Source organism: Marinifaba aquimaris (genome assembly GCF_013328345.1).
Classification (GTDB): domain Bacteria; phylum Pseudomonadota; class Gammaproteobacteria; order Enterobacterales; family Alteromonadaceae; genus Marinifaba; species Marinifaba aquimaris.
Map to the genome: position 1 here is coordinate 174,745 of NZ_JABULX010000001.1, position 24,633 is coordinate 199,377.

The window sequence follows — 24,633 nt, forward strand, 5'->3', positions numbered from 1 at the left end:
TTTGGATTAAAGTTGCTGAATCGCTTGGCCTAACATTTGGTCAACAGCTGATATCACTTTCGAGTTCATCTCAAATGCACGCTGTGATTCGATTAAGTTAACTAACTCTTCAGTCACATTAACATTTGATGTTTCTAGCGCACCTTGTACCGTTAAACCTAAACCATCAATACCTGGGTTACCCTGAACAGGCGCGCCACTTACCGCTGTTTCTTGAAATAAGTTCTGCCCTATTGGTTCAAGTCCAGCTGGGTTGATAAAATCAGAAATCGTTAACTGCCCAACAACAGTGTTATCTGCATTACCAGGCTGCTTAACTGATACTTCGCCATCTTGAGAGACGGTAATCGATTGTGCATCTGGTGGAATAGCAATATTCGGTTGTAATAGGAAGCCCGCACCTGACGTCACAATTTCACCATTATCGTTTAAGGTAAACTGACCATTGCGTGTGTAAGCAATAGTGCCATCAGGCTGAAGAATTTCGAAAAAGCCTTTACCTTGAATCATCACATCCAGTGAGTTTTCAGTGGTCAACATATTGCCCTGAGTAAAGGTTTTTTGAGTAGCTGTAACTTTTGAGCCAGCACCTAACATTAAACCATTCGGTAATTCAGTATCTTGCGATGAACGCCCGCCTGGTTGATTGATATTTTGATAGAGTAAATCTTCGAAAATAGCTCGGCTTTTCTTAAAGCCAACCGTACTAGCATTCGCTAGGTTATTCGAAATCACTGAGATGTCGGTTTGTTGAGCGTCTAAACCGGTTTTACTGATCCATAAAGCGGGATGCATAATATACCTCCAAAAAACTCTAATTCGATTAAAATACGCGCATCAGCATGTCTTGCTGCTGATCGATCTTTTCGGCTTGTTTCATCAACTTAGTTTGAATTTCAAACTGTTTTTGTAAGCTGATCATAGAAACCATTTCACCAACTGGGTTGACGTTACTGGCTTCTAACGCGCCTTTAATTATTTTCACATTCGGTGACAACTCACAGAACCCACATTGCCCGAAGTCGTTGAGCTCTTCAGGACGAAATAACCCATCCGTGCCTTTATTCAAGTTAAAGTCAGAATCGGTCTCGATTAATTTAATACGGTCAACAACCTCGATAAAATTCGCTGGCGCGCCTTGTGGTCTAACGACAATACTGCCATCAAAGCCAATTTCTACTTTTTCAACTGGTACAGGTAAGATAATTGGGCCGCCTTCACCTAAAATAGCATTGCCGCGTGCATTGGTTAGAAGCCCTTCAGGGGTAATTTGCAAATTACCTTCACGGGTGTAAGCTTCTCGACCTTGACTATCTTCGACAGCAATCCAACCATTACCTTGAATGGCAATATCTAAATCACGCCCTGTGGTAATTAACCCACCGCCAGACATGTTTTGTCCAGGTCGTTCAGTCATTGAAAAAACCCTTGTTGGTAAACCTTCACCAAATGCTTGCATGGTTCGAGCTTGTTCAAGGTCAGCTTTAAAGCCTATGGTTTTTGCATTGGCTAAATTATTGGCATGCATAGCAACACCAAGCATATTCTGCTTAGCACCACTCATGGCTACCCATAACATTTTATCCATACTGCACCACCGTTAAAAAATTGACTAATCACTCTATATAGGAAACATTGCAACATGGATGCCAACAAAGTAAAAAGAATTAAATTTAGCGAAAAAACAAGTAAAAACAGTAAGTTAAAATAGCTAATACCTTATAGAAAAGGATCAAAAAAGCCGTCAAATAGGAGGTAGGATATTTGACGGCTTGGCTAGTTTTTAAACAACTTTAGGTTATCGGATACCTAAAATGGTCTGTTGTAACTGAGAGTTAACATCCAACGAACGCGAGTTAGCCTGGAACGCTTTTTGCGCGGTAATCAAATCAACTAACTCTTTGGTTAAATCAACATTTGATTGTTCAAGTGCAGATGAGCGAATATCACCAAAAGTACCCGAACCGGCTTCACCAGCAAGTGGCTCACCAGACGCTAAACTCTCTTTCCAACTGGTATCACCTATTTGTTGCAAACCCTGATCATTGGCAAATCGCACTAGCGCAATCCGGCCAATATTATCAACGGTACCATTTGAGTAATTAGCCGATACCAGACCGGTTTCATCTATGGTTACCCCTGTTAATCGGCCAACTGTCGCACCGTCTTGTTCTAATGCAGTTACTTCAAAATCTGACGCAAACTGAGTAGGTGCATCGTAATCGATAGTAATTTGCTGTCCACCATCTGCCCCGTTAGTTAAAAAGTTAGCACTAGCAAATGTTTGTGTTTGCACAAAAGGTTCAGGATCGATCCCTGGCTGATAACCATTAACTCGCGTTACAATGCCAGATGAATTGAATGAAATGGGAACACCAACATAGTCACCGTCACCAATAGCACCAGTTGGAGCGGCTGTTACCTGAGTATAACCACCACCTGGGGCAATAGCATTCAAATCAAGGGGATAAGGCTGACCTGTCCCCGGGTCGGTATCAATTGTGGCAAAAGCATACCATTCAGTTTCACCCGCAGTTGTTGGTGGTTGGTTACTTTTTACATAATACGTTGTCATAATATGACTTGCGCCAAGAGAATCATATACAGTGATAGATGATCGAGCATGGAAAGTAGTATCGTCAGTTGGATCAAATAGAGCAGGATCTAAACCAGCTTCCCTGGCATCCAAGTTCATTGTCATATCAATTTCGCTTGAAGCCTGTGGAACACCTGCTGAATCAGGAATACGTAAAGGTGATGTAGTACTTAAACTAACACCTTGTGATGTACCATCTTCATTTACAGGGTAAACTTGTAAATAGTTACCACCATTACTCACAACAAAGTTATCTTCATCAAGTTTAAAGTTACCGGCACGTGTATAACTCATCTCTCTTGATTCTAAGCCATCAGTAACGGCAAAAAAACCATTACCCGTCACAGCTAAATCAAGCGCGTTTTTGGTAAAGATCAAGCTACCTTGTTGGAACTGCTGAGCAACGACCGCGGTTGAGGCACCATCCCCAACTTTAGTTTTACCCGCGCCAAAAATGGATGATGCAAAGACATCAGCAAATTCAGCTCGTGATTCTTTAAAACCATAAGTATTGGAGTTTGCGATATTATTAGCAGTGGTGTTGATATCGGTCTGGCTTGTAGCAATACCACTTAATGCAATGTTAAACGACATAGTTTCTACCTCTCTTTCCTATATTGCCTATACTGCTGGCTCAAGGTCTATTCATATAAGTTTGCTTTTTGGCAGTGTTTTGCAATCACTGAATATGCAAAATTTCTAACGTGAAAAATTTTGCATATTCAGTGCCAAGTTAATTATTTGACACTGATTAATTTGTTTCTGCCGTTTAAGGTGCAACCTCAATAATGTCATCCATAGTAAATGTGCCTAAACCACGTAAGTTCATGGTTAGTTCATTACCTTGACCAAAACGCACACTATCGACCGTAGAATATGTCGCTACGGTAATTTCTTCGCGTTTACCGCTATTAGCATTAATACCCGTTGCCGATAATTGGTAAACACCTGCCTCTAACTGGTTGCCTTCTTTGTCTTTCCCATCCCACATAAAGTCAAATGGTTTGCCATTGGTCGCCCCCATTTCAACTTCAGCAATTAATGAGCCTTTTTCATTTCTGATCTGCATACGCAAATCGTTGTAAGCAATATCGGTTTGTAATTGACCACGCATGCCATAAACATCATCGCCATATTGGAATAACGCGCCCTCTTCAGCGGGCACTAACACTTCTCTTCCAACCATGCTTGAAGCTTGCAATGCTTTATTTGATGTTTGCTGGGCACGAGTTGCTTCCATAAACCCACTAAACTCGCTTGTAAAACTTTCAAATTGCTTAGATAAACCGGTAATACCATCGGCCATGGTAAAGTTAGTCATCTGTTCAATCATCTTGTCATTGTCAGTCGGTTTAGTTGGATCTTGCGCTGCTAACTGAGTCGTTAACAGAGCAAAGAAATCTTCTTGAGAAAGTTGCTGATTACTCTTGTCTTCACCGCTTAGTGCTGGATCGGTTCGATCCCAACGCATTGAATCTAGAGTATTAGTTGCAGATACATTAGACATCGCTTAATTCCTTACTGACCTAAACGCAAAGTACGAGACAGCATTTTTTTAGCTGAGTCAGCAATTTGAATATTGGTTTGGTATGAACGAGAGGCAGAGATCATATTAGCCATCTCTTCCATGACATTGACATTTGGTTTGTAAATATAACCATCTTTATCGGCCATTGGATGATTGGGGTTGTATTCAACAGTTAAAGGCTTATCTGACTCAACAACACCCAATACTTTCACGCCGACACTGGCTTTATCGTCCATATTTGCCGTTGCGCGGTTCATTTCTGCCGCAAAGACAGGGTGACGAGCGCGATAAGTTTGATCGATAGAACTGCTAACTGAGTTCGCGTTTGATAGGTTACTGGCCGTAGTATTTAAGCGAACAGACTGTGCACTCATAGCCGTACCTGAGATGTCAAAAACATTAAATAAACTCATAATTACTTACTCTGTCCTGTTATTGCCGCTTTTAGCCCTTTAATACGCCCAGTCATAAATTGCACACTCGCGTTATAGGCCATGTTGTTTTTTAGGTACTCAACCCGCTCGACATTGACATCAACTGTGTTGCCATCGCCCGTATCAGGTTGGCTGGGAATACGAAATTGCAGACCATCGTTTAACATGGTTTTACCCGCACCTATGTGTTTATCATGGGTACGTGTCATTTCAGATTGATACTGTTTTTTGGCGCCCGATAACGCTGAAGCAAAGTCAAAATCTTTGGCTTTGTAACCAGGCGTATCTGCATTTGCTATGTTACTGGCTAGTACTTCAGAACGTTCAAGCCTGAGCTTGATTGCTTGTGGATGTATGCCAAAAGCTTTATCTAGGGAAATCGCCATTTTTTCGTCTCCAATTTACCTTCAAAATAATAAAAGCAAAATGAGTGCCAAGAATTGGCATAGAAAAAAAATAGAGGGAGTAAAGGGCTAGAAAAAGAAAAGCTAGCACAGGAGGCTAGCTTTCATTGATTATTTTTTACGGTAAACAATACCTGGGTTACACCTTTGCATAACAAATTCATCACTCAAACCGGTTATTGATTCCGAGGCCCCCAAGAAAAGGTAGCCATCAGGGTTCAGTGATTGGGCAAACTGAGAGAGTATTTTTGATTTAACTTCTGCCGAGAAGTAAATAAGCACATTTCTACAAAAGATAACATCAAACTTACCTAATAAGGAGTAACTATCAAGTAGGTTCACCTGTCTGAAGCTAGCTAAACTCTTTACTTCAGGCTTTAATTGCATTCTTCCATTGCCAATATCATTAAAGAAGTTGCGCTTTCTATCTGGTGATAAGCCGCGCCCTAACGCAAGTGAGTCATATTCAGCAAAGCGACAAATATCAAGCATAGTTGGAGAGATATCACTGCCTAGAATCTGAATATTAGCTTGGGCTGGATTGGCTTTTCTGTGCTCCAAAGCAGAGATTGCAATTGAATACGCTTCTTGACCACTTGATGACGCTGCAGACCAAAACTTAATACGCTTATTGCCGTAATGTGGAAAAATATCTTTCTTCAGTACATCAAATGGGTAGGTATCACGGAACCACAAGGTTTCGTTTGTAGTCATGGCATCGACAACGGCGGCACGCAATTGCCGCTCACCTACTCGGATGGCTTTGTCGAGTAATTCCGACAAAGTCTCAATCGAAAAGCGAGCCATAAGAGGTGTTAATCGGCTTTTCACCAAATACTGCTTATTAGCGCCCAGTACGATACCGCATTGATGCTCTAAAAAGGTACAGAATTTTTGATAATCAGCATCAGCTAAATTTTTATGTGACACTTAGTTTATTTCGCCTATTTATCTATACTTTCAGCCATTTTTGCACTGATGTTGCCAATTCATCCGGGTTGAATTTTGCGATAAAATCATCAGCCCCTACTTTATCCACCATTGCGTGGTTAAATACCCCACTCAGTGACGTATGCAAGATAACGTGAAGGTTTGCTAACTTAGGGTTATTTTTAATCTCTGCAGTTAAGGTATAGCCATCCATCTCTGGCATTTCAATGTCAGAAATCAATAAAGCCACTTTATCTGTAATATCGCCAGTCTCTTCGGCAAGTTCTGAAAGCTGCTGTAATGCATCTTTACCGTTAATTGCTAATTTAATGGGAACACCTAAGCCTTCTAGTGCACGCTTAACTTGATTACGTGCAACAGATGAGTCATCAGCGATAAATAAAAATTTATCAGTTAACTCTTCTTCAAGTGACTCACTGATAATTTCAGCACTTACTTCCGCAGATATTGGCATAATCTCATGGAGAATTTTTTCAACATCTAAAATTTCAACAAGCTCTTTATCGATTTGCGTTACCGCTGTTAGATAACTGTAACGGCCAGCACCTTTTGGTGGTGGCATGATAGACTCCCAGTTAATATTGATAATTCTTTCAACAGAGTTAACTAAAAAGCCTTGTACCGAGCGGTTGTATTCCGCGATGATGATAAAGCAATTGGAGAGGTCTTGAATTTCGCCCCCGCCTGTCGCCATACTTAAGTCGATAACAGAAATTGTTTGCCCACGGATATGTGCAACCCCTCTTACAAAGCGGTTTCGCTTTGGTAACGAAGTCAGCGGCGGACATTGTAAAACTTCACGAACTTTAAATACGTTAATACCAAAGCGCTGGCGACCGTTGAGTTTGAATAATAATAATTCAAGTCTATTCTGGCCAACTAACTGTGTTCTCTGGTTTACCGAATCAAGTATTCCAGCCATTATGTTCTCCACTATAAATTCAGGCGCAATTTTTGCAGATTTGCTTAGAGGTTTGTTTTTTATCGTCAAACGCTAGCAAATCGTTAGTTTTTTGACGCTAAATTTAATATAACGCTTTTTCTATTTAAGCATAGCCAAACTTTGAAAAAATTTATGTCAATCAAATGGATATTTTAAATATGCGATTTATTTTTAAACTAAGCTGCTGTTTTATTGTGCTACTTAGTCAATTTGCTCATGCACAAACATATTCAAAACAAGAAATTCAACACTTAGCGCAAGAGCATGCCGAATCGATTTTTCCAAAAAATGACGAAGAAGAATTAAAGGCGCAAGCATCCGCTATCGACTCGCGAATTAAAATTAAACCATGTCAGCAAGCCTTGTCTTTAAGCGCACCAAACTTCTCAAGTTTTTCTAGAAACCTCACCGTCAGAGTAAGATGTTTAGACGAGGAAGGTTGGTCACTTTATGTACCCATTAGATTAAAAGTGTTGGTACCCATAGTGGTTGCTTCAACTAACATAGCCAAAGGCGATACCCTTTCTGCTTCAAATGTAAAACGAGCAAAAGTGGATAAAACCTATGCCAGAAAAGATCAAATTACTGATGAAAAATTAGTGATTGGTTCAAAAGCAAAAAGACAAATACGCTCAGGACAAGCTATACTGAATTCAAATCTATGCTTTGTTTGCAAAGGTGAACTCGTTACAATACAGGCTAAAACCAAAGGTCTATCAGTTAAAACCTCGGGTATAGCCTTATCGGACGGGGCTTTTGGTGATGTAATAAGTGTTAGAAACACCAGCTCCAAAAGGACAGTTCAGGGACGGGTTGTCGGTGTGGGAAAAATCGAAATTTCTTTATAAATTTCCCTAAAGATTTCTCAAGCTAAGCCGATATATTTAACGAGGGCAAAATCCTTTGTAGTGAGGAATAAAACAATGGCTATTAATATCAATAATTTAGGCAATAACAATCAAGTTAATGCCAAACAGGCTGAACAACGAAATCAGCAACAAGTTCAACAAAATAATCAACAAGCTCAATCTGCGCAGCAGGCACAAACAAGTGCACCACGCCAAGATTCAGTTTCATTGACTAACTCTGCACAGCAAGTTAGTAACGCAACACAAAAAGCGAAGGACGCTTCAGGTTTCGACCAACAAAAAGTTGATAAGCTTAAAAAAGCGATTAGCGAAGGTGGTTACAAAGTCGATGCTGAGCGTTTGGCACAAAACATTATTGCCTCTGAAGGTAAGTTATTCGGTTTATAAAAATAAGTTATGCCATCAGCAATAGAACTCATTGAGCAACAAATTGATAATTTAGATCAATTTAACAATCTTTTGATTGAGGAGCTTGATGCGTTCAAAGCAAGACAAGCTGAGCAGATCCTCACTTTAGCCGAAAAAAAGGCCAGCTTGTTAGACGCGATCAAGAACCAAGATCAGGCGATCGCGTCCCTTCCTGATTTAGACTCTCTTAAACAAGACCCAGAATTCAAGCAAGCCGTTGAAAAATGTGATGAATATTTATCAGCACTCAAACAGCAAACGGCTATCAACGAGCGTGTTATTCAAACCAGCTTAAATAATGTCAGCCAACTTAAACAGTCTATGTTGACCATCAAAAGCGCTAACTCAATGACATATACCAAGTCAGGTAAAGCGACAGCGAGCACATTGGGTAAAGGCATTAAAGCCTAATTCACTTGCATATTGCTATTAAATAAAAGCGACTACTTAGGTAGTGAGCTTCACTACAAATTATTGGGTTAATTAAGCCCAATAAAAAAAGCCCAAGTTTTTAAGTTCGGGCTTTAATGTTTTTAACAATCAGTATTATTTGTTACTTAACCTTTAGATAACTTAACACCATCTTTGTGATTGTATGGCTTAATTTGAGATACCACCGTTTGTGGAATAAAGCCTTGAGCACTCGCTACAACCGCTCTTGATTCCAAACCGATCACTTTAGCGTGAATTTCCATACCATCTAATGTTGATGTATAAGTGCCAGTTAACACATATTCAATCGGATGCCATTGCCTTAATTCATCTACATCTCTACTTAAAGCGAAATCACCTTTGCTCGTCACTCGAATAGTGCCTGTTGATTTATATTCAATGACTGATAAACCCAATTGCTGAGCTTCATGAACAAAATTTTCAGCCAGGTGCAGACCAACTAAGTTAGTTTCTTCTAAATCAGAATCCATTGGCACAAAACTAGCGACAGCAATTGGCGTCTGTTGATTAACAAAGCGCATACTCTTAACTAAGCGAGTTGCCATCGTTTCGACATAATCACTTACTTTAAGGGTTGAACCAGCATGTACGTTAGCATGATAGTTATTTAAGTATTTATGTGGGTCTCTTGCCCAGCGCCCTAATTGCTCTCCATCCTTATGACCTAAAAAAACTTCATCGCTTTGTTCTGATTGCTCAGCCATGTAGCTTTCCATCGTCTCAGGTGATTCAGGCGTTTCATCTGAGTACCAACCAGTTGACTCACAACCGGCTAAAGCCAAAACGGCTAAAAGTGATAATTGCTTGTTCATGTGTCAATACTCCAATTATAAATATCTAGCACGGACAGCTTTTGCTTGGCCGTTAGTGAATGCGCGAATTCGATATAAGTCCCTGAGGTTTAACTCCAACTCAGTGACATAAATACCATCTAGTTGGTAGGTTTTGATAACACGAGCACCTTTGATAACACCTTGTACTGATGCTTTTAATTGCTCATTGCCCAGCATTAAATCAGAAACTTTCATTTGTGAATAAAGCTTTTGACCGTGCACCTTTTCAGTCAGATCTCGATAAGCATCTAACTTGGATGCTTTAATTGCTTTAATCATCTTGCTTGAGGCGTTGTGCCCTTTTTGAATATCAATGGCTGCATAACCTGTTGCTGCGACCACATAATCTTCATCTGGGATCAAATATTCCCACTCGTAATGTTTTTCCATAGTCACAGGCTCTGTTGCGCAAGCCGTTAACCCCATAACTAAAAGCATAGTAAAAATTATCTTCATAACCCCTCCTAAAACGCGCGTCTGCGCTCACCTTTGTGTAAAAGATATCCATCTTTTAATGTTACGTTTTGATCTGACCAAAACACATTATCTGGAATAAAGCCTTGGGCTGCTGTGATAACCTGCTGATCGTTCAAGCCAATGATACGCACATTGACGATAGCACCTCGCTCGTGTTCACTGATTGAACCAGCCAAGACATATTTAGCGTTTAAGTTTCTATCCAACTCATCAACATTTCGGCTCCAAACCTGATCGCCTTTTTCAGAGACCTTGATTGTTGGCATTAATTTGAAATCCGTTACCGTAAAACCGCGTTTTGTCAGTTCATAAATAAAGCCAGCTTCTAACTGCTCGCCTAACTGAGCTAAAACATCACCCTCGACATATTCAGACTTTCTCGTTTGTTGATTAACAAAACTTGTAACCGCTAACCGCCCAGATAAAGAAGATGCGTTAGGTTGAGTCAATAATTCATCGGCCAACATATAGGTGTAGGCCTTTATCGATAAATCACTCATTTGCGGTTGATAATAGTTATTAACTGAGTGAGCAGGCGTTTCTGGCGTGTTGTAGCTATGGCTTGAATTTACCGAGCAAGCAGTCAAACTGGTGCTTAGTATAAGCATGCCAATTTTTGCTAATTGTTTAACTGTCATAAATTTGGCCTTTACCTAAAATGTGGCTTCTGTTGTATGACAAAGCACAAATCGAGCCAAAATTTCATTTAAGGTCAATTTAAAGTGGCACAAATTTCGCTTAATCCCCTATAAATCCGCTTTTATTAGGGTAAGCCATTGGATATGACAAAATAATGGCGGCTCTACGATAAGTAGTATCCATTGAGACAATCAGTAATAGTGACTTTTTATGTGTAAATTACTCATTAAAACAATCAAGGCTTATGCCAGCTTTTTCACATTACTCTGCACGTTAGTAGCACTGCCAACACATGCTGGTTGGTACCAAGCGACAGGCGTAGCTAATATATACAAAGGTGATATCGATAAAGCTAGAAAAGCAGCGATTAAAGATGCTGTTCGCGATGCGTTATTGTTTTCTGGTGCAGCAGTTACCAGCGCTCAACAGGTGACTAATGGCTTACTCACCCAAGATATGTTTGAAGTAAGAGCAAGTGGAGTGGTAAACGACATAGAGTTAATCAGTGAAAAAATTCAAGGAGATGAAATAAAAATTGTACTTCGTGCAGATATTTTTGCCGAAGAGCGGCAATGCAGCTCCGCTGATTACCGCAAACCTCTTTCTGTAGCTCAATTTAAACTAAAGAACCAATATCAGGCTAAAGTAGGTGAGCTATATGATTTAGACAAAGCTATTGGTCAAAGGTTATTTAAACTACTCAAATCAGATAGCCAAGAAGTTGAAGCACGTACTTACATTGACCATAAAATGGCATTGGCGAGTCAAGACTTAATGAAACGCACGGAGAACAGTACACAACTGCTTTCGCTAGCAAATCAGTCAGATACTCAATACTTAATTACAGCGAGCTTAGATGATATATCTATTGATAACGAGCACCCTAGCTTTTGGCAAACGCCCACCCGCTTCTTTGAAATGAACGTCTTTGTCTACAATACCTTCAGTGGAGAGAACATTGCCCAGTTTGAATATGCCAGTGAAGCCGAGTGGGATTTTGATTTAAAAAAACAAGTCGATCTTCAATCCAGACGATTCTGGCAATCTAACTATGGTCAAATGGTAGCCGAGCAAATTAACCGTGCCTTTTCAGATATTGAAAACTTAATGCACTGTCAAAGTGTTGAAGCCAAAATCGTTAGTGTTGATGGTTATCAGCTAGGGCTTAACTTGGGTAAAAACAATGGCATTAAGACTGGTGATAAATTTCGTATTCTCCACCAATCTAGTTTCATTGATAAACAAGGTCGTGCTAGACCTCAATTTATAATCAGCCCTTATGAAGTAGAAGTGACACAAGCTTATCAGCAAAATAGTTTTGCGAAAACGCCGACAGAGAGATTATTGGGAAGTGTGCAAGTAGGAGACATCATAAGGCAGTCCGAGTTTGCCTTAGATATCCAATAAGTTAATTATTGTTCATCATCTTGATAGAGCTTCATAACCAATTGTTGCTCTATCTCCCCCATCGATACCAAATGGCGAGTCATGATTCTGACTAGTTTCGATTTTGACACCCCCAATGCTTCAGACAACTCAGTTAAATCAGCTTTAACCTCATTATTTAAAGTAAACGTGGCAGGCGTGAATCGTTTTTCTTTAGCTGACAATTGCTTTGGTTTAATGGCAACTTCTTGTTTTAACCCTTTGGCATGTAACGCCGCACCATCGATAAACTCTTCAAGCGTTAATTCTCTATCGAGCACTCTCGTTTTAGCCGACGGCTTGCCAGCCGATTTCAGATCCGCGAACCCCATCTTCTTCCTCCACAGCAATTGATGTTATTTCAGAGATTATATTTCGGATCTCTTGAGCAGCCTTACTATCACCTTCTATCTCAAGTACAGACTCACCGCACTCCTCACTGTCATCATAAAGATTGCGAGAAAATGTCACTGAGTTGAGTACGGCTAAATTGTAGCTACGACACACGTCTTTTGACTCCAAAATTCGGCCGGCTTGATTAGGCAACGATGGGCATTGTGTCAACACCACCCTAGGGATCATTCTGGGGTTAACCATTTGACATGAAGAGACGAGCTCTTCCATATGAGGTAGTGTTTTTAAATCGCGGCGTTTTGGTCTTAGGGGTAGTAAAACATGGGAAGCGACAGACATGGCTGCGCGAAGTGTAGTACTGTCTTGACCACCACAATCAACAACAACGTAGTCGTAGTGGTTTTCAAAACTGAGCAACTCGTAGCGTATCTTACCGTATAATTGAACACAGTTAATCCAGGGTAAATTAGGTGCTGAGTGCCGAGCTTGAATCCAATCTGAAGTGGTTTTTTGAGGGTCGCAATCAACTAGCATGACACTAGCGTCTTTTTCTTTAGCAAAATAAACAGCAATATTCTGAGCAAGACAGCTTTTACCACTGCCGCCTTTTTCTCCGCCAACAAGCAAGATCATATTTTTATCCTCTAGGTACTACAATGTAACGATTAATTACAGGTTAAGAGTTTATTAACCAGAACAACTGGTCAATAATTAGTCTAGAGGTCAGAAAAGTGATTGCAATAGCTAAGACTGGGTTCTTTAGTTTAAATAATTATCAAAAATTGCTTTAAAATAACAAAACTAATTGTTCGCTATCGAATATTAACTATTAATTAATAAATGCAATGTGATAGTATGAAACTTATTCAAAGCGTTAATTACTGTAACAATAAGTTTACTTTGACCCGTCATTCTTTAAGTAGGTTGTTAAATGCGTAAAGAGAAACTGATTAACATCATCATTTTTGGTCTAATTTTTATGACTGCAGTGATTGTTCTTCTTCAGACTTACTCGCTAAATCACACTCTTGTTGTTAACGCCAATACAGGTTTTAATTACTCAGCTATTTCAGATGGTACCAATGGGGGCCAATCTTCAGCTAACATTAAAATCAATGGTGACCAAATGATTTTGGAGTGTGAAATTGTCCACTCTGATTATCCTTGGCCTTACTGTGAAATAGCCATAGCACTCAATGATCTTGAAAATGAGAACGATCGCGTCGGCTTTGACCTTTCTTCTTTTGATACAGTTACCACTTACGTTAGATTTGAAGAGCCAACTCACGTCGGTATAAGACTTCAAATCCGTAGCTATAACCCCGCTTACTCTAGCCTCTTTGACGAAGGTTCATGGAAATACAATGCTGTAGAGTACTTTGAACACAACAGTACTTACCCAGCAAAAATCCCAATGTCATCATTACAAGTAGCCACCTGGTGGTTAGTTGAGCGCGCTATTGCAGTCGAGCATTCCGCACCCGACTTTGATCATGCGATGACAATAGAAATAGCAACGGGTAACAACATCCCTGCAGGTAAATATCGCATCATTGTCGATAAGCTTGAATTCAAGGGTAAGCTTTTCAGTAACTCAAGTGTTTACATTGTAATTATATTAATGTGGGTACTATCAGCGATTGGCTTGATGATTTCTCATCTTACTCACTCACGAGAAGCGCTCGTTAACGCTCAAAAACGCGCAAAAGAATTAAAGCAGTTAAACCAAATACTCAATGTTAAAAGTAGAGAATTAAAAGATCAGGCAGAGCGCGACCCATTAACAGGCGCACTTAATCGCAGTGGTATTAAAAACGTATTTGACTCAGATTTTTCTTATATAGACCCACCCAACTTGTCTTTAATTTTTATCGATATTGACCATTTCAAACCTATCAATGACACACATGGTCATAACGTTGGTGACCTTGTATTAAAGTCATTTGCTAAGCTTATTTCAGAATATAGCCGCAATACTGATTTGTTTGCGCGCTGGGGTGGTGAGGAATTTTTACTGGCTTGCCCTAATACAAAACTCAATGAAGCAGCCGATCTAGCCGAAAGCTTGCGTCATGAAATAGAAGGCTATGATTGGCCTGAAGGGATAACGCTTACCGCCAGTTTTGGTGTTGCGCACAAACAAGCAGATGAATCACCTTCAGCCTTTATTGAACGTGCTGATAAAGCGTTATACGCAGCTAAAGCCCGTGGGCGTAACCAGGTGGTTGTGTCTAAAGCAAATAGTAAAACACCAGCTGCTGCAGCCTAGTTAATTAAAATATTCTTAGCCCAATTTAACTGCTGAAAAGTATGCGTTTCACCGCCCTTATCTGGGTGGTTACGCTGAGCCAACTTTTTGTAGGCCTGCTTTATTTCTGATGTATTGTCAGTCGGCTCGATACCTAAAATAACAAAGGCTTTATTTTTCTCCTCTGGTTCAATTAAATAACACGCCATTTTCTGCCAAAAGGCATTCAGCATTTGCTCTAGATCATCCTCATTAGTTTGCTTAAAGTTTTGCCAGTCAAGGTAGTAACTGCGAAGCGGGTCTGATGACGTAAGCGCCAAGCTAGCTTGGCCAGTATTTTCAGTATACGGCTCAATGGTAAAGCGGCTTAATTCAATAGAAATCACCGCAACAGATTCCGCCAGCCACTTGTCTCTTAACCGATACAAGGCGTTATAAAGACTAAAGTGCATACAAAAGAGTTGAAAAGAATCAGCCAGTTTATAGTCGGTGAACAAACAATAGGGCTCAGCTTGTAATTGTTTAATTAGCTCAAGTTCTTGATGTAAGCCAAACTGGTTTCTTAAGATACTTTCTAGCGTGAAGTCTAGTTTTTTTGAATGCATAAATGATTTTTTAAGACGCGGTATAAATAAAATGTAACACTTAACTGAGCAATGTCTAACCTTAATAAAATTAACGACTTAGCCACATTAATTTTAACTTGGTAAAAAAAGGTAGAGCGCAATATAAGGGTTTAACTAGAATTACCCCTGCTCCATGCTTTGTAGTTAGATTTAATCAGAGGAAGTAGAGCTATGAGTTGCGCAAAAGTAATAATAGCGAGTTATCTTGCACTTGCTAGCAGTTCAGCATTTGCATCACTTATCCCTTCAGACAACTGTTATCCCAGTTGCAATACCACCCTCGGCAAAATGGAATTGCATAAAAACAACATACAGATACCATTAAATAACCAGCCGCAAATAGGCACTCAGCAAAATACACAAGCTGATGTTATGGTTATTCAGACTAATGCACAAATAAATGATGCATCTGAACCTTCGGTACTGCCAATATTTTTAATTTTGCTCGCAATAACAACTAGGCTGTGTTGTTACGAGAATAAATAATTGATTTCTTTGGTCTTGCTTGCCAATTGTGAAGTTGGCAAGCAAGGTTGAATGAACAGTCCCCTTGCAAACTGTCGAATAATTAGACACCCACCAGTATTTGGCCTAACTAAAGTCAGAAAAATCAGGTAATTAACTTTTGGTATGTTTTAAGCATCTATCGCTTAATACTCAATAGCAATTGGTGGTTTTGATGCGTGTATTAAAATATTTGAAGTTATTGGGGCTTGTGGCGTTTTTATTCAGTACTCCTATACAAGCAACGATTATCTCGGTTACAGGCTGTACTGCAACCTGCACGATTACTAATACACCGCCTAACCCCGTTACACCCGACCCTAATAATGGAGTCTTGTTATTATGGAATGAAAGACAAAATATCACCTTAACTGAAAACTTAACGGTTAATCGCGTATTTGATACCAGTGCCAGTTTTATTCAAGACAACGGTAATGGCACATATGATATCTTGGCTGGCACCATAGTATCGAGTCACTACATACAGTGGGATCCATTGTTAAACAGCCAAGGGGGAACAATAGCTGGCACTATTTCAGCCACCATCAATCTTGACTCAGAAGTGTTTGCTTTTATAACTCAAGATGCTCAGCTTTTTGCCAGTGACGAAGCACTTGGTTTACCTGGCCTTGACTATAATGACTTTGGACTTAGAGGCTTAGAGTTTGGCGATACGACCTCTTTTGTAAATAACAATACTGAGATTAACTGGACAGCTACCAGCCCAGGCGACTGGTCTAGACTAATTACGGCATTCTCCCCCACAGCTGAGCGGAAAAATATACCAGAACCCAGCACTTTCATACTTTGTTTAATAGCAATCATGCAACTTTTCAAAAGGCGGTAGTTAAATAGCTCATAAACCTCTTATCCACCGTATAAATACATTCACCGTATTTGATTTGGTATTCACTAAATGTAGGGAGTATGTTTAATTCAAATTTAAACTCAATGTACCTATAAATATAATGACAACATTCCAGCAAGGTAAAAATCGGTGTGCAGCGGCTGCAAAAGTCGATTGGATGGTAACGGCATGCCCTAAAAAGGTACTGAGTAAGCTGACAACACCTATGCTCTGGGCAATAAGTGCATTATTTGCAACTGATTTACTCGAGTTATTTTTTGCCTCGCGACTTGGGCAGTTAGAGCTCACTGCGCTCAGTTTTACACTGCCTTTACAAACCATTATCACGGCAATGGCTGTTGCATTAGGTATTGTCGCTGCAACCAAGTTAAGTCACAGCAACTATCCACAAAAACTAATACCAGCAACCTTTATTTTCACCTTAATTATTGGCTTGAGTTTATGCCTTGCCTTTATTTGGCAATTAAAACCGTTGCTCTATGTCTTTGGCCTAGAGCAAGTCTATGATGCCGAACAATATTATGCGCTCATCAATGAATATATGATGATTAAACTCTTAGCTTTGCCCTTTTTTCTACTAATGATGATGGTATTTGGGCTGTTAAGAGCATTAGGGCAGATGAAATACGCGGCCAAACTACTCGTTTTGTTTGCCACTGTGCAGGTGAGCTTAACAAGCGCACTCCTCTTTACCAATTGGTTTAATTTTGATTTAACACCGTTAAGTCTATTAGGGATAGCCCATCTTATTGCTTGTATCACCAGCTTTGCATACGCTCTATTAATATTAAACAAAGAAGGGTTAATCAACGTCACCGCTTTTAAGTCATCGGCTTTTGATTTCTCAGTCTTTAAATCCTTATTCAAGTTGCTCTTGCCAGTGTCAGCCATACAACTGATGACACCAATCGCGCTATCAATTTTAATGGTGATTATTGCAAGACAAGGCAGTGAAGCAGTTGCAGTATACGGCGTCATTTTAAGACTTGAGCCACTCGCCCTACTTTTACCTATGGTACTGACCACATCCCTACCCATTTTTGTTGGCCAAAATTGGCGTGCAAACAATGCCGAGAGAATTAAACAGGCGCTTAAATTGGCAATTATCATCAGTATTATCTGGCAGTTAGTGGTTGCTGCGATACTTTTTTGGCAGTCAGCGAGTATTGGTGCCAATTTCTGTCGAGCAAGCTTGATTTCAGATGGGATCAGTTTTGCGTTAAAAGTACTACCGGTAAGCTATGCCGCACTTGCCATGATTTATTTATACGTCAGTTGCAGTAACGCCATTGGTCGACCTAACCTTGGCGTCTTTATAAGCTCAATTCGCCTGTTTATATTCACTATTCCATTTGCATGGATTGGTGCATCTATTTCAGGCTTTGAAGGTATCGTTGTTGGATTAGCAGCAGCAAACTTACTTTTGGGCTTTATTTTGTTGATGATCCCCAAGTCAATCATCCACCGTTTAATCAAAAATCCAGTTGTTGAAGTTGCAGTAAAACACAACAAAACTGAGCAAGTGATTAAATCACTCTGATCAGACCTGGAAGCACTAAATCAAATAACAAGGAATACCTATGAAAACCTTCACTAAACACGCACTATCAGTGGGCTTAGCGTTAACTTGCACTATAAGCTTAGCTAATGCAGCTGAAAGTTCACAAACAAGCTCACTGAAACAAAGTACATCTCAAGTATTAAATAAAGCGCAGAGTAAAAAACTCGATGCTGTGTTAGCAGCGCAATCAGATGAACATAAAGCCAGACATCAATCTCGTCACCCTAAAGAAACATTAAGCTTTTTTGGTATTGAGCCTGGTATGACGGTTGTTGAAGCTTTACCAGGCGGTGGTTGGTATTCTAAAGTGATTGCACCTTATTTAGGTAAAGAAGGTAAATTAATTGGTGTGAACTACGAAGACAGCTTGTGGAGTAACTTCACATGGGCGAGTGAAGATTTCATCAAAGATCGCATTGGAAGAACAAAAACCTTCCCAAGCCAAGTAAAAGAATGGACCCCTGTAAATACCCCAAAAGCGGAAAGCTATACCTTTGGCACGTTCCCAGAAACAATGAGTGATTCTGTTGATGCGGTTTTATATATCCGTGCATTACACAACCTCAATCGCTTTAATGACAATGGTCAATATTTGGATACGGCATTAGCCGAAACACATCGTATCCTGAAAAAAGGTGGTGTAGTGGGTGTGGTTCAGCACAGTAGTGATGTTAGTGGCCTAAAAGGTGATACTGGTTATCTCAATAAAGCAGATGTCATTGCAGCAATGGAAAAGGCGGGCCTTAAACTAGTTGATGAGTCTGATATCAATGCCAACCCAAAAGACCAGCCAAAAGCCGATGAAATTGTGTGGCGCTTACCACCGACACTGTTAAATGCAAAAGACGATGAAGCCAAGAAAAAAGCATTAGAGGCTATTGGCGAATCGAACAGAATGACATTACTGTTTAAAAAAATCTAATTGCCTGGCTTAGTCAATAAAAGGTTTAGGCCGTTTTCCCTAAACCTTTTAATTTTTATACCATAACATCAAAAACACTACCGACAATGGCCGTTGCCAACATGGCCAAGCAACCCCAAGATACAACGCGCATTGCACCTTTAGCAATACATGCTCCTCCTAAATAAGCCGCTAAACCGCCCAAAATACCTAAAAACAAAATCGACACTAGAGTAGTGGTCAATATGACCCTATCAAGTTCAATAAACCAAATAGCGATAAGAGGGACTCCCGCACCAATTAAAAATGTACAAGCCGAGTAAAAGGCAGCTTGAAGTGGATTAGCGCGATTAACATCCGTGATGCCAATATCATCTCTTGCATGTGCACCAAGTGCATCGTGTTCCATTAACGCTTGTGCAACTTGGTTAGCAAGTTTAGGCTCGAGCCCACGAGCTTGATAGATCTGAGCCAACTCCTGAGTTTCCCCCTCGATATCATTATTTAATGACTCTTGCTCCATTTTCAGATCGGCTGCTTCAGTATCAGCTTGAGAGCTGACCGAAACATACTCCCCCGCAGCCATCGACATACTGCCAGCTACCAAGCCTGCAACACCCGATAATAAAATGACATCATGTGATGAACCAGCAGCGGCCACGCCAATAATCAAACTAGCGGTTGATACTAAACCATCATTGGCACCTAAAACCGCAGCTCTTAACCAACCCGCTCGGTGCGATTTATGAATTTCACTGTGCATAAACCAACCTCATCAAAAAAATAGCTTTTTATCAGTAAGGCAGCTTTTATCGATTTAGCAAATACAAAGGTTTCGAATGATTTTTTGTTCGGTTAAATAGAAATAAAAGTGGTCACATGACATAACCATTATATTTAATTGAAAAAGGTATCTGTCTTTCATAATTGAGTTTTTATATAATTAAACGGTAAAAGGACGTGTATAAAAAGGATATTTATGGAATGCCCGAAGTGTGGACATCACCAAGAGAACGAAGTTAAATGCGAAAATTGCGATATTTATTTTGCTAAATATCAAAAATATCTAGATAACAAAGCATCCTTTTCGTATCAAAAGACCAACTCTAAAACGCCAAAAAAAAGTTCGGCGGGTAAAGTTTTTCTCATCGTAATGCTTGGCTTATTTTTTCTTTATTTTTATCAACAAAGCCCAACCGATACATCGAAACCTAGCGTAAAAAATCAATTGATTAACCCAACAACACCTTCAGGTTTATCGGCTCAACTAGCGCGATCTCATCCACCTAAAAATACAGTTGAACAAGCCAGGAATGCTACGGTATTTATTGAAACTGCTTGGGATACACTCGGCTCAGGTTTTATCATTAACGAGCAATGCGATGTCGTCACTAACCGTCATGTTGTAGAGTTTAATGTTGATAAAAATATTCAAAGCCAACAAAGCTCTAAGGCTTTTTACGATAGCTATTTAGTCAATTGGCAAGGCAAAGTTGATGAGCTAAATGCATTAAAATCGCAATACAAACAAGCGCGTAGCAAAAATCAAAAGAGTAAAGCCAAACAGTTAGCTAAACGTATTGAGCAACTGGTTGCTGAGATTAATACATTACCCGAAACCATGAAATCGAGTATTGTTAAAAAAGTAGAAGATCAAGAGTGGGATGTCAGATATAAAAGTTTAAAGGTGTCACTCATAAATGGTAATGACTATGACATTTACGATGTTCACTTATCAGAAAAATACGATTTAGCTTTTTTTCGTCTCCCTGAACAAAACTGTCCCTTCATCGAAAGTATGAGATATAGAAATATCCCACAAGCGACTAAACTCTATACTGTCGGCAGCCCTTCTGGCCTAAGATATACGATAACAGCGGGGGTTTTCTCTGGACTTAGAAAGCTAAAAGGAACGTTAATGCTACAAACTGATGCGCCAATAAATCCAGGGAATAGTGGTGGTCCTTTAATAACCGCGAATGGTTTAGCCATTGGTGTTAATACATCTAAACTCAAAAACACTCACGGAATAGGTTTTGCTCTGCCTATGGACTATGTCATCGATGAGTTGCAGAAAGTACAGTTGTGATCTGACAGCAACTAAAGCGAATTTTAAAAATACAAAGGCCAGCAAGATTTACTGACCTTTTTTCTTTATACTTGCCCAATACTAAAAAGCACTAGACCTTTCTAACGTGAAATACATGTTCAATATTTGCAATTGCTGCAAGTAATTCATCATTAGGCTCTGGCTCAATATCAAGAATAGTATAAGCAATGTCATCTCGACTTTTATTGACCATATCTAATACATTAATATTTAAATCAGCTAGTAAATTGAGCACACTACCCAAAACCTTTGGCACGTTATCGTTTGCAAAAGTGATGCGATAACCGGATGTACGTTCCATCGAAATAGTTGGGAAGTTAACAGAGTTAACAATGTTGCCATTGTCTAAAAAGTCGATGAGTTGTTTGGCGCCCATCACAGCACAATTTTCTTCTGCTTCAACAGTGCTGGCACCTAAATGCGGGAATAAAATAGCCTTTTCATGAGCAATCAGCGCCTTACTCGGAAAATCGGCTACATAAGCATCTAACTTTCCAGTATCCAGCGCTTGAATAACAGCGGCTTCTTCAACTAACTCCCCACGAGCTAAGTTAATTAATTTAGCGCCTGACTTTATTGCTGAAAATGTCTCTTCATTCATAAAGCCTTTTGTCGCCTCAACTACAGGTACGTGTAATGTCACATAATCAGAGCGGGCTAATAACGAGTTTAAGTTCTCCGCTCGGCTCACCTTACTTGATAAACGCCACGCAGCTTCAACACTAAGCTTTGGATCGTAACCAATAACATTCATACCTAAACTTAAAGCAAGATTAGCCACTTTCGCGCCAATCGCCCCAAGCCCGACAACTCCCAGTGTTTTACCTTCTAACTCTGCACCGCCATATTGCTTTTTACCTGCTTCAACTTTTTTGTGTAACGCATGAGGATCGGTTTCATTAGCCAACGAGTCGACATAACTCATACTTTGGCTAATGCCGCGAGATGACAATAGTAAGCCCGCCAGTACCAACTCTTTAACTGCATTGGCATTGGCACCTGGGGTATTAAAAACAACAATCCCTTGTTTGGTGTAATCTCTCACCGGAATATTGTTAACCCCAGCACCTGCACGCGCTATAGCCAGTACTGACTTTGGAATAATTTCTTTGTGTAACTTGTGACTGCGTAATAAAATAGCCGTTGGCTCTGCAACATCAGCTGATACTTGGTATTGTTCTTGTGGGAAGGTATTAATACCTTTAGCTGCAATATTGTTGTAAGTTCTGATCGTTTTCATTGTCTCTTCCATTGATGATTATTATAACTTTTACAACAGCACAGCCTTTAAGCTGTCGCCTCTTGATAAGCCCAAGTAAGCCAAGGTAATAACACTTCTAAATCTTGTGTTTCGACGGTTGCACCACACCAAATACGTAGCCCTGCAGGCGCATCACGATAAGCGCCGATGTCATAAGCCACACCTTCAGCATCGAGTAACTTAGTCATGACTTTGACTTGCTCTGCATCGGCCTTTAACTCCAAGCAAACGCTGGTGTTCGAACGAATTGCCTTTTCTTGGGCAAGAAAATCAATCCAATCATTCGCCTCTACAAAGTTTTCAATAACGGCTAAATTAGCTTCACTTTTGTCAACCGCTGCTGATAAACCACCAATTTCATCAACCCAATTAAGCGCATCTAAATAATCTTCTACGCATAACATCGATGGCGTATTAATGGTTGCGCCTTTGAAAATACCATCAATTAATTTACCGCCTTTGGTTAAACGGAAGATTTTTGGCATTGGCCAAGATGGCGTGTAAGACTCTAAACGCTCAACCGCTCGCGGACTTAAAATAAGCACACCGTGCGCCCCTTCACCGCCCAAGACTTTTTGCCAGCTAAAAGTCGCGACATCAATTTTGTCCCACTGCATGTCCATTGCAAAAACCGCGCTGGTAGCATCACAAATAGTTAAACCTTGGCGGTTATTTTCAATCCAATCTGCATTAGCGACTTTGACACCTGACGTTGTGCCATTCCAAGTGAAGATCACATCATGCGCTTGATTAGCTTGGTTAAAATCAGGTAACTGACCATAATCAGCCGTATAAATATTGGCATTATCAAGTTTTAACTGCTTAACCACATCAGTCGCCCAGCCCGAGCCAAATGACTCCCATGCAAAGACATCAACAGGGCGCTCACCTAAAAGTGACCACATCGCCATTTCCATCGCTCCGGTATCCGAACCTGGAACGATACCCACCTTGTAACCTTCAGGTAATTCAAGCAAACGAGCTGTTTCATCAATGGCTTTTTTAAGTTTGTCTTTACCTATACTACTTCGGTGAGAACGACCCAAAGATTCAGTCGATAATTTCGCTAAGTCATAGCCGGGGCGCTTAGTACAAGGGCCTGAAGAAAAATTAGGGTTAGCGGGTTTTAAACTGGGTTTCATTAAACTTCCTTTTTATTATCAGCGCTATTTCAGATGAAACAGGCGGTTTATTTACGTACTACACTGGCACAAAAATAAACCAAGCGTCAACAGCTGTTTTTTTGTTCAAAGGAAGTTTAACTTTAAGATTTAACTAAAATTCTAAGAAGTTAATAATAATTGGTATAGCATATCTAAGTCACCTTTGTTTGCTTTAGTAAAAAATTTGGTATCTTTATCAAAATGGTGACTATCAATTTTCAATAATATTTGTCAGCGAGTAATTTAAATTAATCCAGGTAATAGGCTCAAATAAACCTCGGGTAAACTAACAATCCTCTTTGCCATACTCTTGATGACAAACTGCAAGCCAATTTAAATGTTGAGCAGATTCCCCACAGAAACTACCTCTCCCTGCTTCCATAAATCGAGTAAATATTAATCTACATTCATATTCCTCATATCTTTTATCTGCATCATCATAAATGAACATTCCATTATATGAACAATATGTAAGTGAGTTTTGATCTGAGAAATAGAATGATTCCTTCGGAGGGGAGATAAAAAGAGCTCCACCTCTCTGGAGGTTGCAATTAGAATGCGGAATTACAATAGAGCCCAATGTTGGTTTTTTTCATGATACATTGATAGACCAGCAAGTTCATCAGGTATCTTATTGAAGAAAATAAAAGAATCATCTTTATGACTGAAAAATAGTTTTGGATAGTCTTCACCTTTGAAGAATACCGCACTGTACTCTTCTATTGTTATTACAAAATCAACGACTTTAGCACTATTTTTTTTGTGATACTGATTTAAGCTATTCTCAAACTCTACTATAGATGGAACAGACTTTGCCAGATCTTCCCTAATTGTGGCATGTTTTAATGGCTCCTTATGGAAAGCTATAACTTTTTTCTTTACGTGATTATTCTTTTCTTCATTCCCTGTATTTATATAACAAAGCTTGCTACCAGGATAGGCTTCATCAATGAAACAATAATATTCATCTTTGTTCATACAGGAACTTAACAAAATTGTTGTGAATAGTAATGCTATGTAAGTAAGCTTCATATCTTTGAAATCCTAGTTTTCAATGAAAATATATACCGAGCTTCA

The 24,633-nt window shown here is 39.7% G+C and carries 28 protein-coding genes; 10 read left to right on the forward strand and 18 right to left on the reverse strand.

Going from position 1 to position 24,633, the window contains the following annotated elements; genetic code table 11:
* Nucleotides 1-6: 6 nt before the first annotated feature.
* From flgG to HR060_RS00890, 8 genes are all read right to left on the reverse strand, one after another.
* Entirely contained in the window at nt 7-795 is a 789-nt protein-coding gene (flgG, locus tag HR060_RS00855; protein ID WP_174198361.1) for a flagellar basal-body rod protein FlgG, read from the reverse strand.
* Between the two features lie 28 nt (nt 796-823).
* A complete protein-coding gene (locus HR060_RS00860) occupies nt 824-1,588 on the reverse strand; it encodes a flagellar basal body rod protein FlgF (protein WP_174198362.1) in 765 nt (254 codons plus the stop codon).
* A gap of 210 nt (nt 1,589-1,798) precedes the next feature.
* A complete protein-coding gene (flgE, locus tag HR060_RS00865) occupies nt 1,799-3,190 on the reverse strand; it encodes a flagellar hook protein FlgE (RefSeq protein ID WP_174198363.1) in 1,392 nt (463 codons plus the stop codon).
* A 175-nt stretch (nt 3,191-3,365) separates the two neighbouring features.
* A complete protein-coding gene (locus HR060_RS00870) occupies nt 3,366-4,103 on the reverse strand; it encodes a flagellar hook capping FlgD N-terminal domain-containing protein (protein ID WP_174198364.1) in 738 nt (245 codons plus the stop codon).
* An 11-nt stretch (nt 4,104-4,114) separates the two neighbouring features.
* Nucleotides 4,115-4,537: a flagellar basal body rod protein FlgC gene (gene flgC, locus HR060_RS00875; RefSeq protein WP_174198365.1), complete on the reverse strand. Its 423-nt coding sequence runs from the start codon at nt 4,535-4,537 to the stop codon at nt 4,115-4,117.
* A 2-nt stretch (nt 4,538-4,539) separates the two neighbouring features.
* Nucleotides 4,540-4,944 (reverse strand): flagellar basal body rod protein FlgB, encoded by a 405-nt coding sequence (gene flgB / locus HR060_RS00880; RefSeq protein ID WP_174198366.1) that lies wholly within the window; start codon nt 4,942-4,944, stop codon nt 4,540-4,542.
* 129 nt (nt 4,945-5,073) lie between these two features.
* Nucleotides 5,074-5,892, reverse strand: coding sequence for a CheR family methyltransferase (locus tag HR060_RS00885; protein ID WP_174198367.1), 819 nt, complete (start codon nt 5,890-5,892; stop codon nt 5,074-5,076).
* A 22-nt stretch (nt 5,893-5,914) separates the two neighbouring features.
* On the reverse strand, nt 5,915-6,835 hold the full coding sequence (locus tag HR060_RS00890; RefSeq protein WP_174198368.1) for a chemotaxis protein CheV: 921 nt from the start codon (nt 6,833-6,835) through the stop codon (nt 5,915-5,917).
* 179 nt (nt 6,836-7,014) lie between these two features.
* Between HR060_RS00890 and flgA the strand changes: the two genes are divergently transcribed.
* The 3 genes from flgA to HR060_RS00905 all read left to right on the forward strand — a co-directional run bounded on the left by flgA (nt 7,015) and on the right by HR060_RS00905 (nt 8,544).
* Nucleotides 7,015-7,704 (forward strand): flagellar basal body P-ring formation chaperone FlgA, encoded by a 690-nt coding sequence (gene flgA, locus HR060_RS00895; protein ID WP_174198369.1) that lies wholly within the window; start codon nt 7,015-7,017, stop codon nt 7,702-7,704.
* A gap of 75 nt (nt 7,705-7,779) precedes the next feature.
* Nucleotides 7,780-8,112, forward strand: a complete 333-nt coding sequence (flgM, locus tag HR060_RS00900) for a flagellar biosynthesis anti-sigma factor FlgM (protein ID WP_174198370.1) — start codon at nt 7,780-7,782, stop codon at nt 8,110-8,112.
* A 9-nt stretch (nt 8,113-8,121) separates the two neighbouring features.
* A complete protein-coding gene (locus tag HR060_RS00905) occupies nt 8,122-8,544 on the forward strand; it encodes a flagella synthesis protein FlgN (protein WP_174198371.1) in 423 nt (140 codons plus the stop codon).
* A 146-nt stretch (nt 8,545-8,690) separates the two neighbouring features.
* On the opposite strand, the gene HR060_RS00910 is transcribed toward HR060_RS00905, so the two are convergent.
* The 3 genes from HR060_RS00910 to HR060_RS00920 are packed head-to-tail and all read right to left on the reverse strand — an operon-like array spanning nt 8,691 to nt 10,534.
* Nucleotides 8,691-9,398, reverse strand: coding sequence for a FlgO family outer membrane protein (locus tag HR060_RS00910; protein WP_174198372.1), 708 nt, complete (start codon nt 9,396-9,398; stop codon nt 8,691-8,693).
* 15 nt (nt 9,399-9,413) lie between these two features.
* Complete coding sequence (locus HR060_RS00915; RefSeq protein WP_174198373.1) at nt 9,414-9,875, reverse strand: LPP20 family lipoprotein; 462 nt, start codon at nt 9,873-9,875, stop codon at nt 9,414-9,416.
* 8 nt (nt 9,876-9,883) lie between these two features.
* Complete coding sequence (locus HR060_RS00920; protein ID WP_174198374.1) at nt 9,884-10,534, reverse strand: FlgO family outer membrane protein; 651 nt, start codon at nt 10,532-10,534, stop codon at nt 9,884-9,886.
* 211 nt (nt 10,535-10,745) lie between these two features.
* Here HR060_RS00920 and HR060_RS00925 point away from each other — a divergent pair, with 211 nt between their 5' ends.
* A complete protein-coding gene (locus tag HR060_RS00925; protein WP_174198375.1) occupies nt 10,746-11,942 on the forward strand; it encodes a flagella assembly protein FlgT in 1,197 nt (398 codons plus the stop codon).
* A 5-nt stretch (nt 11,943-11,947) separates the two neighbouring features.
* Here the strand turns inward: HR060_RS00925 and HR060_RS00930 are convergent, their stop codons facing one another.
* Nucleotides 11,948-12,292, reverse strand: coding sequence for a ribbon-helix-helix domain-containing protein (locus tag HR060_RS00930; protein ID WP_174198376.1), 345 nt, complete (start codon nt 12,290-12,292; stop codon nt 11,948-11,950).
* Complete coding sequence (locus HR060_RS00935; RefSeq protein WP_174198377.1) at nt 12,249-12,947, reverse strand: nucleotide-binding protein; 699 nt, start codon at nt 12,945-12,947, stop codon at nt 12,249-12,251. Before HR060_RS00935 ends, HR060_RS00930 begins: the two co-directional genes overlap by 44 nt.
* Before the next feature lie 298 nt (nt 12,948-13,245).
* Between HR060_RS00935 and HR060_RS00940 the strand changes: the two genes are divergently transcribed.
* Complete coding sequence (locus HR060_RS00940) at nt 13,246-14,583, forward strand: GGDEF domain-containing protein (RefSeq protein WP_174198378.1); 1,338 nt, start codon at nt 13,246-13,248, stop codon at nt 14,581-14,583.
* On the opposite strand, the gene HR060_RS00945 is transcribed toward HR060_RS00940, so the two are convergent.
* Nucleotides 14,580-15,167 (reverse strand): DNA-J related domain-containing protein, encoded by a 588-nt coding sequence (locus HR060_RS00945; protein ID WP_174198379.1) that lies wholly within the window; start codon nt 15,165-15,167, stop codon nt 14,580-14,582. The genes HR060_RS00940 and HR060_RS00945 overlap by 4 nt on opposite strands.
* Before the next feature lie 192 nt (nt 15,168-15,359).
* Between HR060_RS00945 and HR060_RS00950 the strand changes: the two genes are divergently transcribed.
* The 4 genes from HR060_RS00950 to HR060_RS00965 all read left to right on the forward strand — a co-directional run bounded on the left by HR060_RS00950 (nt 15,360) and on the right by HR060_RS00965 (nt 19,043).
* Nucleotides 15,360-15,674 (forward strand): hypothetical protein, encoded by a 315-nt coding sequence (locus tag HR060_RS00950; RefSeq protein ID WP_174198380.1) that lies wholly within the window; start codon nt 15,360-15,362, stop codon nt 15,672-15,674.
* A 193-nt stretch (nt 15,675-15,867) separates the two neighbouring features.
* Complete coding sequence (locus tag HR060_RS00955) at nt 15,868-16,539, forward strand: hypothetical protein (RefSeq protein ID WP_174198381.1); 672 nt, start codon at nt 15,868-15,870, stop codon at nt 16,537-16,539.
* Nucleotides 16,540-16,660: 121 nt separating this feature from the next.
* Nucleotides 16,661-18,100 carry an MATE family efflux transporter gene (locus tag HR060_RS00960; protein WP_174198382.1) on the forward strand — a complete coding sequence of 480 codons (1,440 nt, stop codon included), beginning with the start codon at nt 16,661-16,663 and terminating at the stop codon, nt 18,098-18,100.
* Nucleotides 18,101-18,140: 40 nt separating this feature from the next.
* Nucleotides 18,141-19,043: a class I SAM-dependent methyltransferase gene (locus tag HR060_RS00965; RefSeq protein WP_174198383.1), complete on the forward strand. Its 903-nt coding sequence runs from the start codon at nt 18,141-18,143 to the stop codon at nt 19,041-19,043.
* A 55-nt stretch (nt 19,044-19,098) separates the two neighbouring features.
* On the opposite strand, the gene HR060_RS00970 is transcribed toward HR060_RS00965, so the two are convergent.
* Complete coding sequence (locus HR060_RS00970; RefSeq protein WP_174198384.1) at nt 19,099-19,785, reverse strand: VIT1/CCC1 transporter family protein; 687 nt, start codon at nt 19,783-19,785, stop codon at nt 19,099-19,101.
* A 216-nt stretch (nt 19,786-20,001) separates the two neighbouring features.
* Between HR060_RS00970 and HR060_RS00975 the strand changes: the two genes are divergently transcribed.
* A complete protein-coding gene (locus HR060_RS00975) occupies nt 20,002-21,111 on the forward strand; it encodes a S1C family serine protease (RefSeq protein WP_174198385.1) in 1,110 nt (369 codons plus the stop codon).
* Nucleotides 21,112-21,202: 91 nt separating this feature from the next.
* Here the strand turns inward: HR060_RS00975 and HR060_RS00980 are convergent, their stop codons facing one another.
* The 3 genes from HR060_RS00980 to HR060_RS00990 all read right to left on the reverse strand — a co-directional run bounded on the left by HR060_RS00980 (nt 21,203) and on the right by HR060_RS00990 (nt 24,534).
* Nucleotides 21,203-22,372: a phosphoglycerate dehydrogenase gene (locus HR060_RS00980; RefSeq protein ID WP_174198386.1), complete on the reverse strand. Its 1,170-nt coding sequence runs from the start codon at nt 22,370-22,372 to the stop codon at nt 21,203-21,205.
* A gap of 47 nt (nt 22,373-22,419) precedes the next feature.
* Nucleotides 22,420-23,535, reverse strand: coding sequence for a phosphoserine transaminase (locus HR060_RS00985; RefSeq protein ID WP_174198387.1), 1,116 nt, complete (start codon nt 23,533-23,535; stop codon nt 22,420-22,422).
* A 585-nt stretch (nt 23,536-24,120) separates the two neighbouring features.
* A complete protein-coding gene (locus HR060_RS00990) occupies nt 24,121-24,534 on the reverse strand; it encodes a hypothetical protein (RefSeq protein ID WP_174198388.1) in 414 nt (137 codons plus the stop codon).
* Between the last annotated feature and the right edge of the window lie 99 nt (nt 24,535-24,633).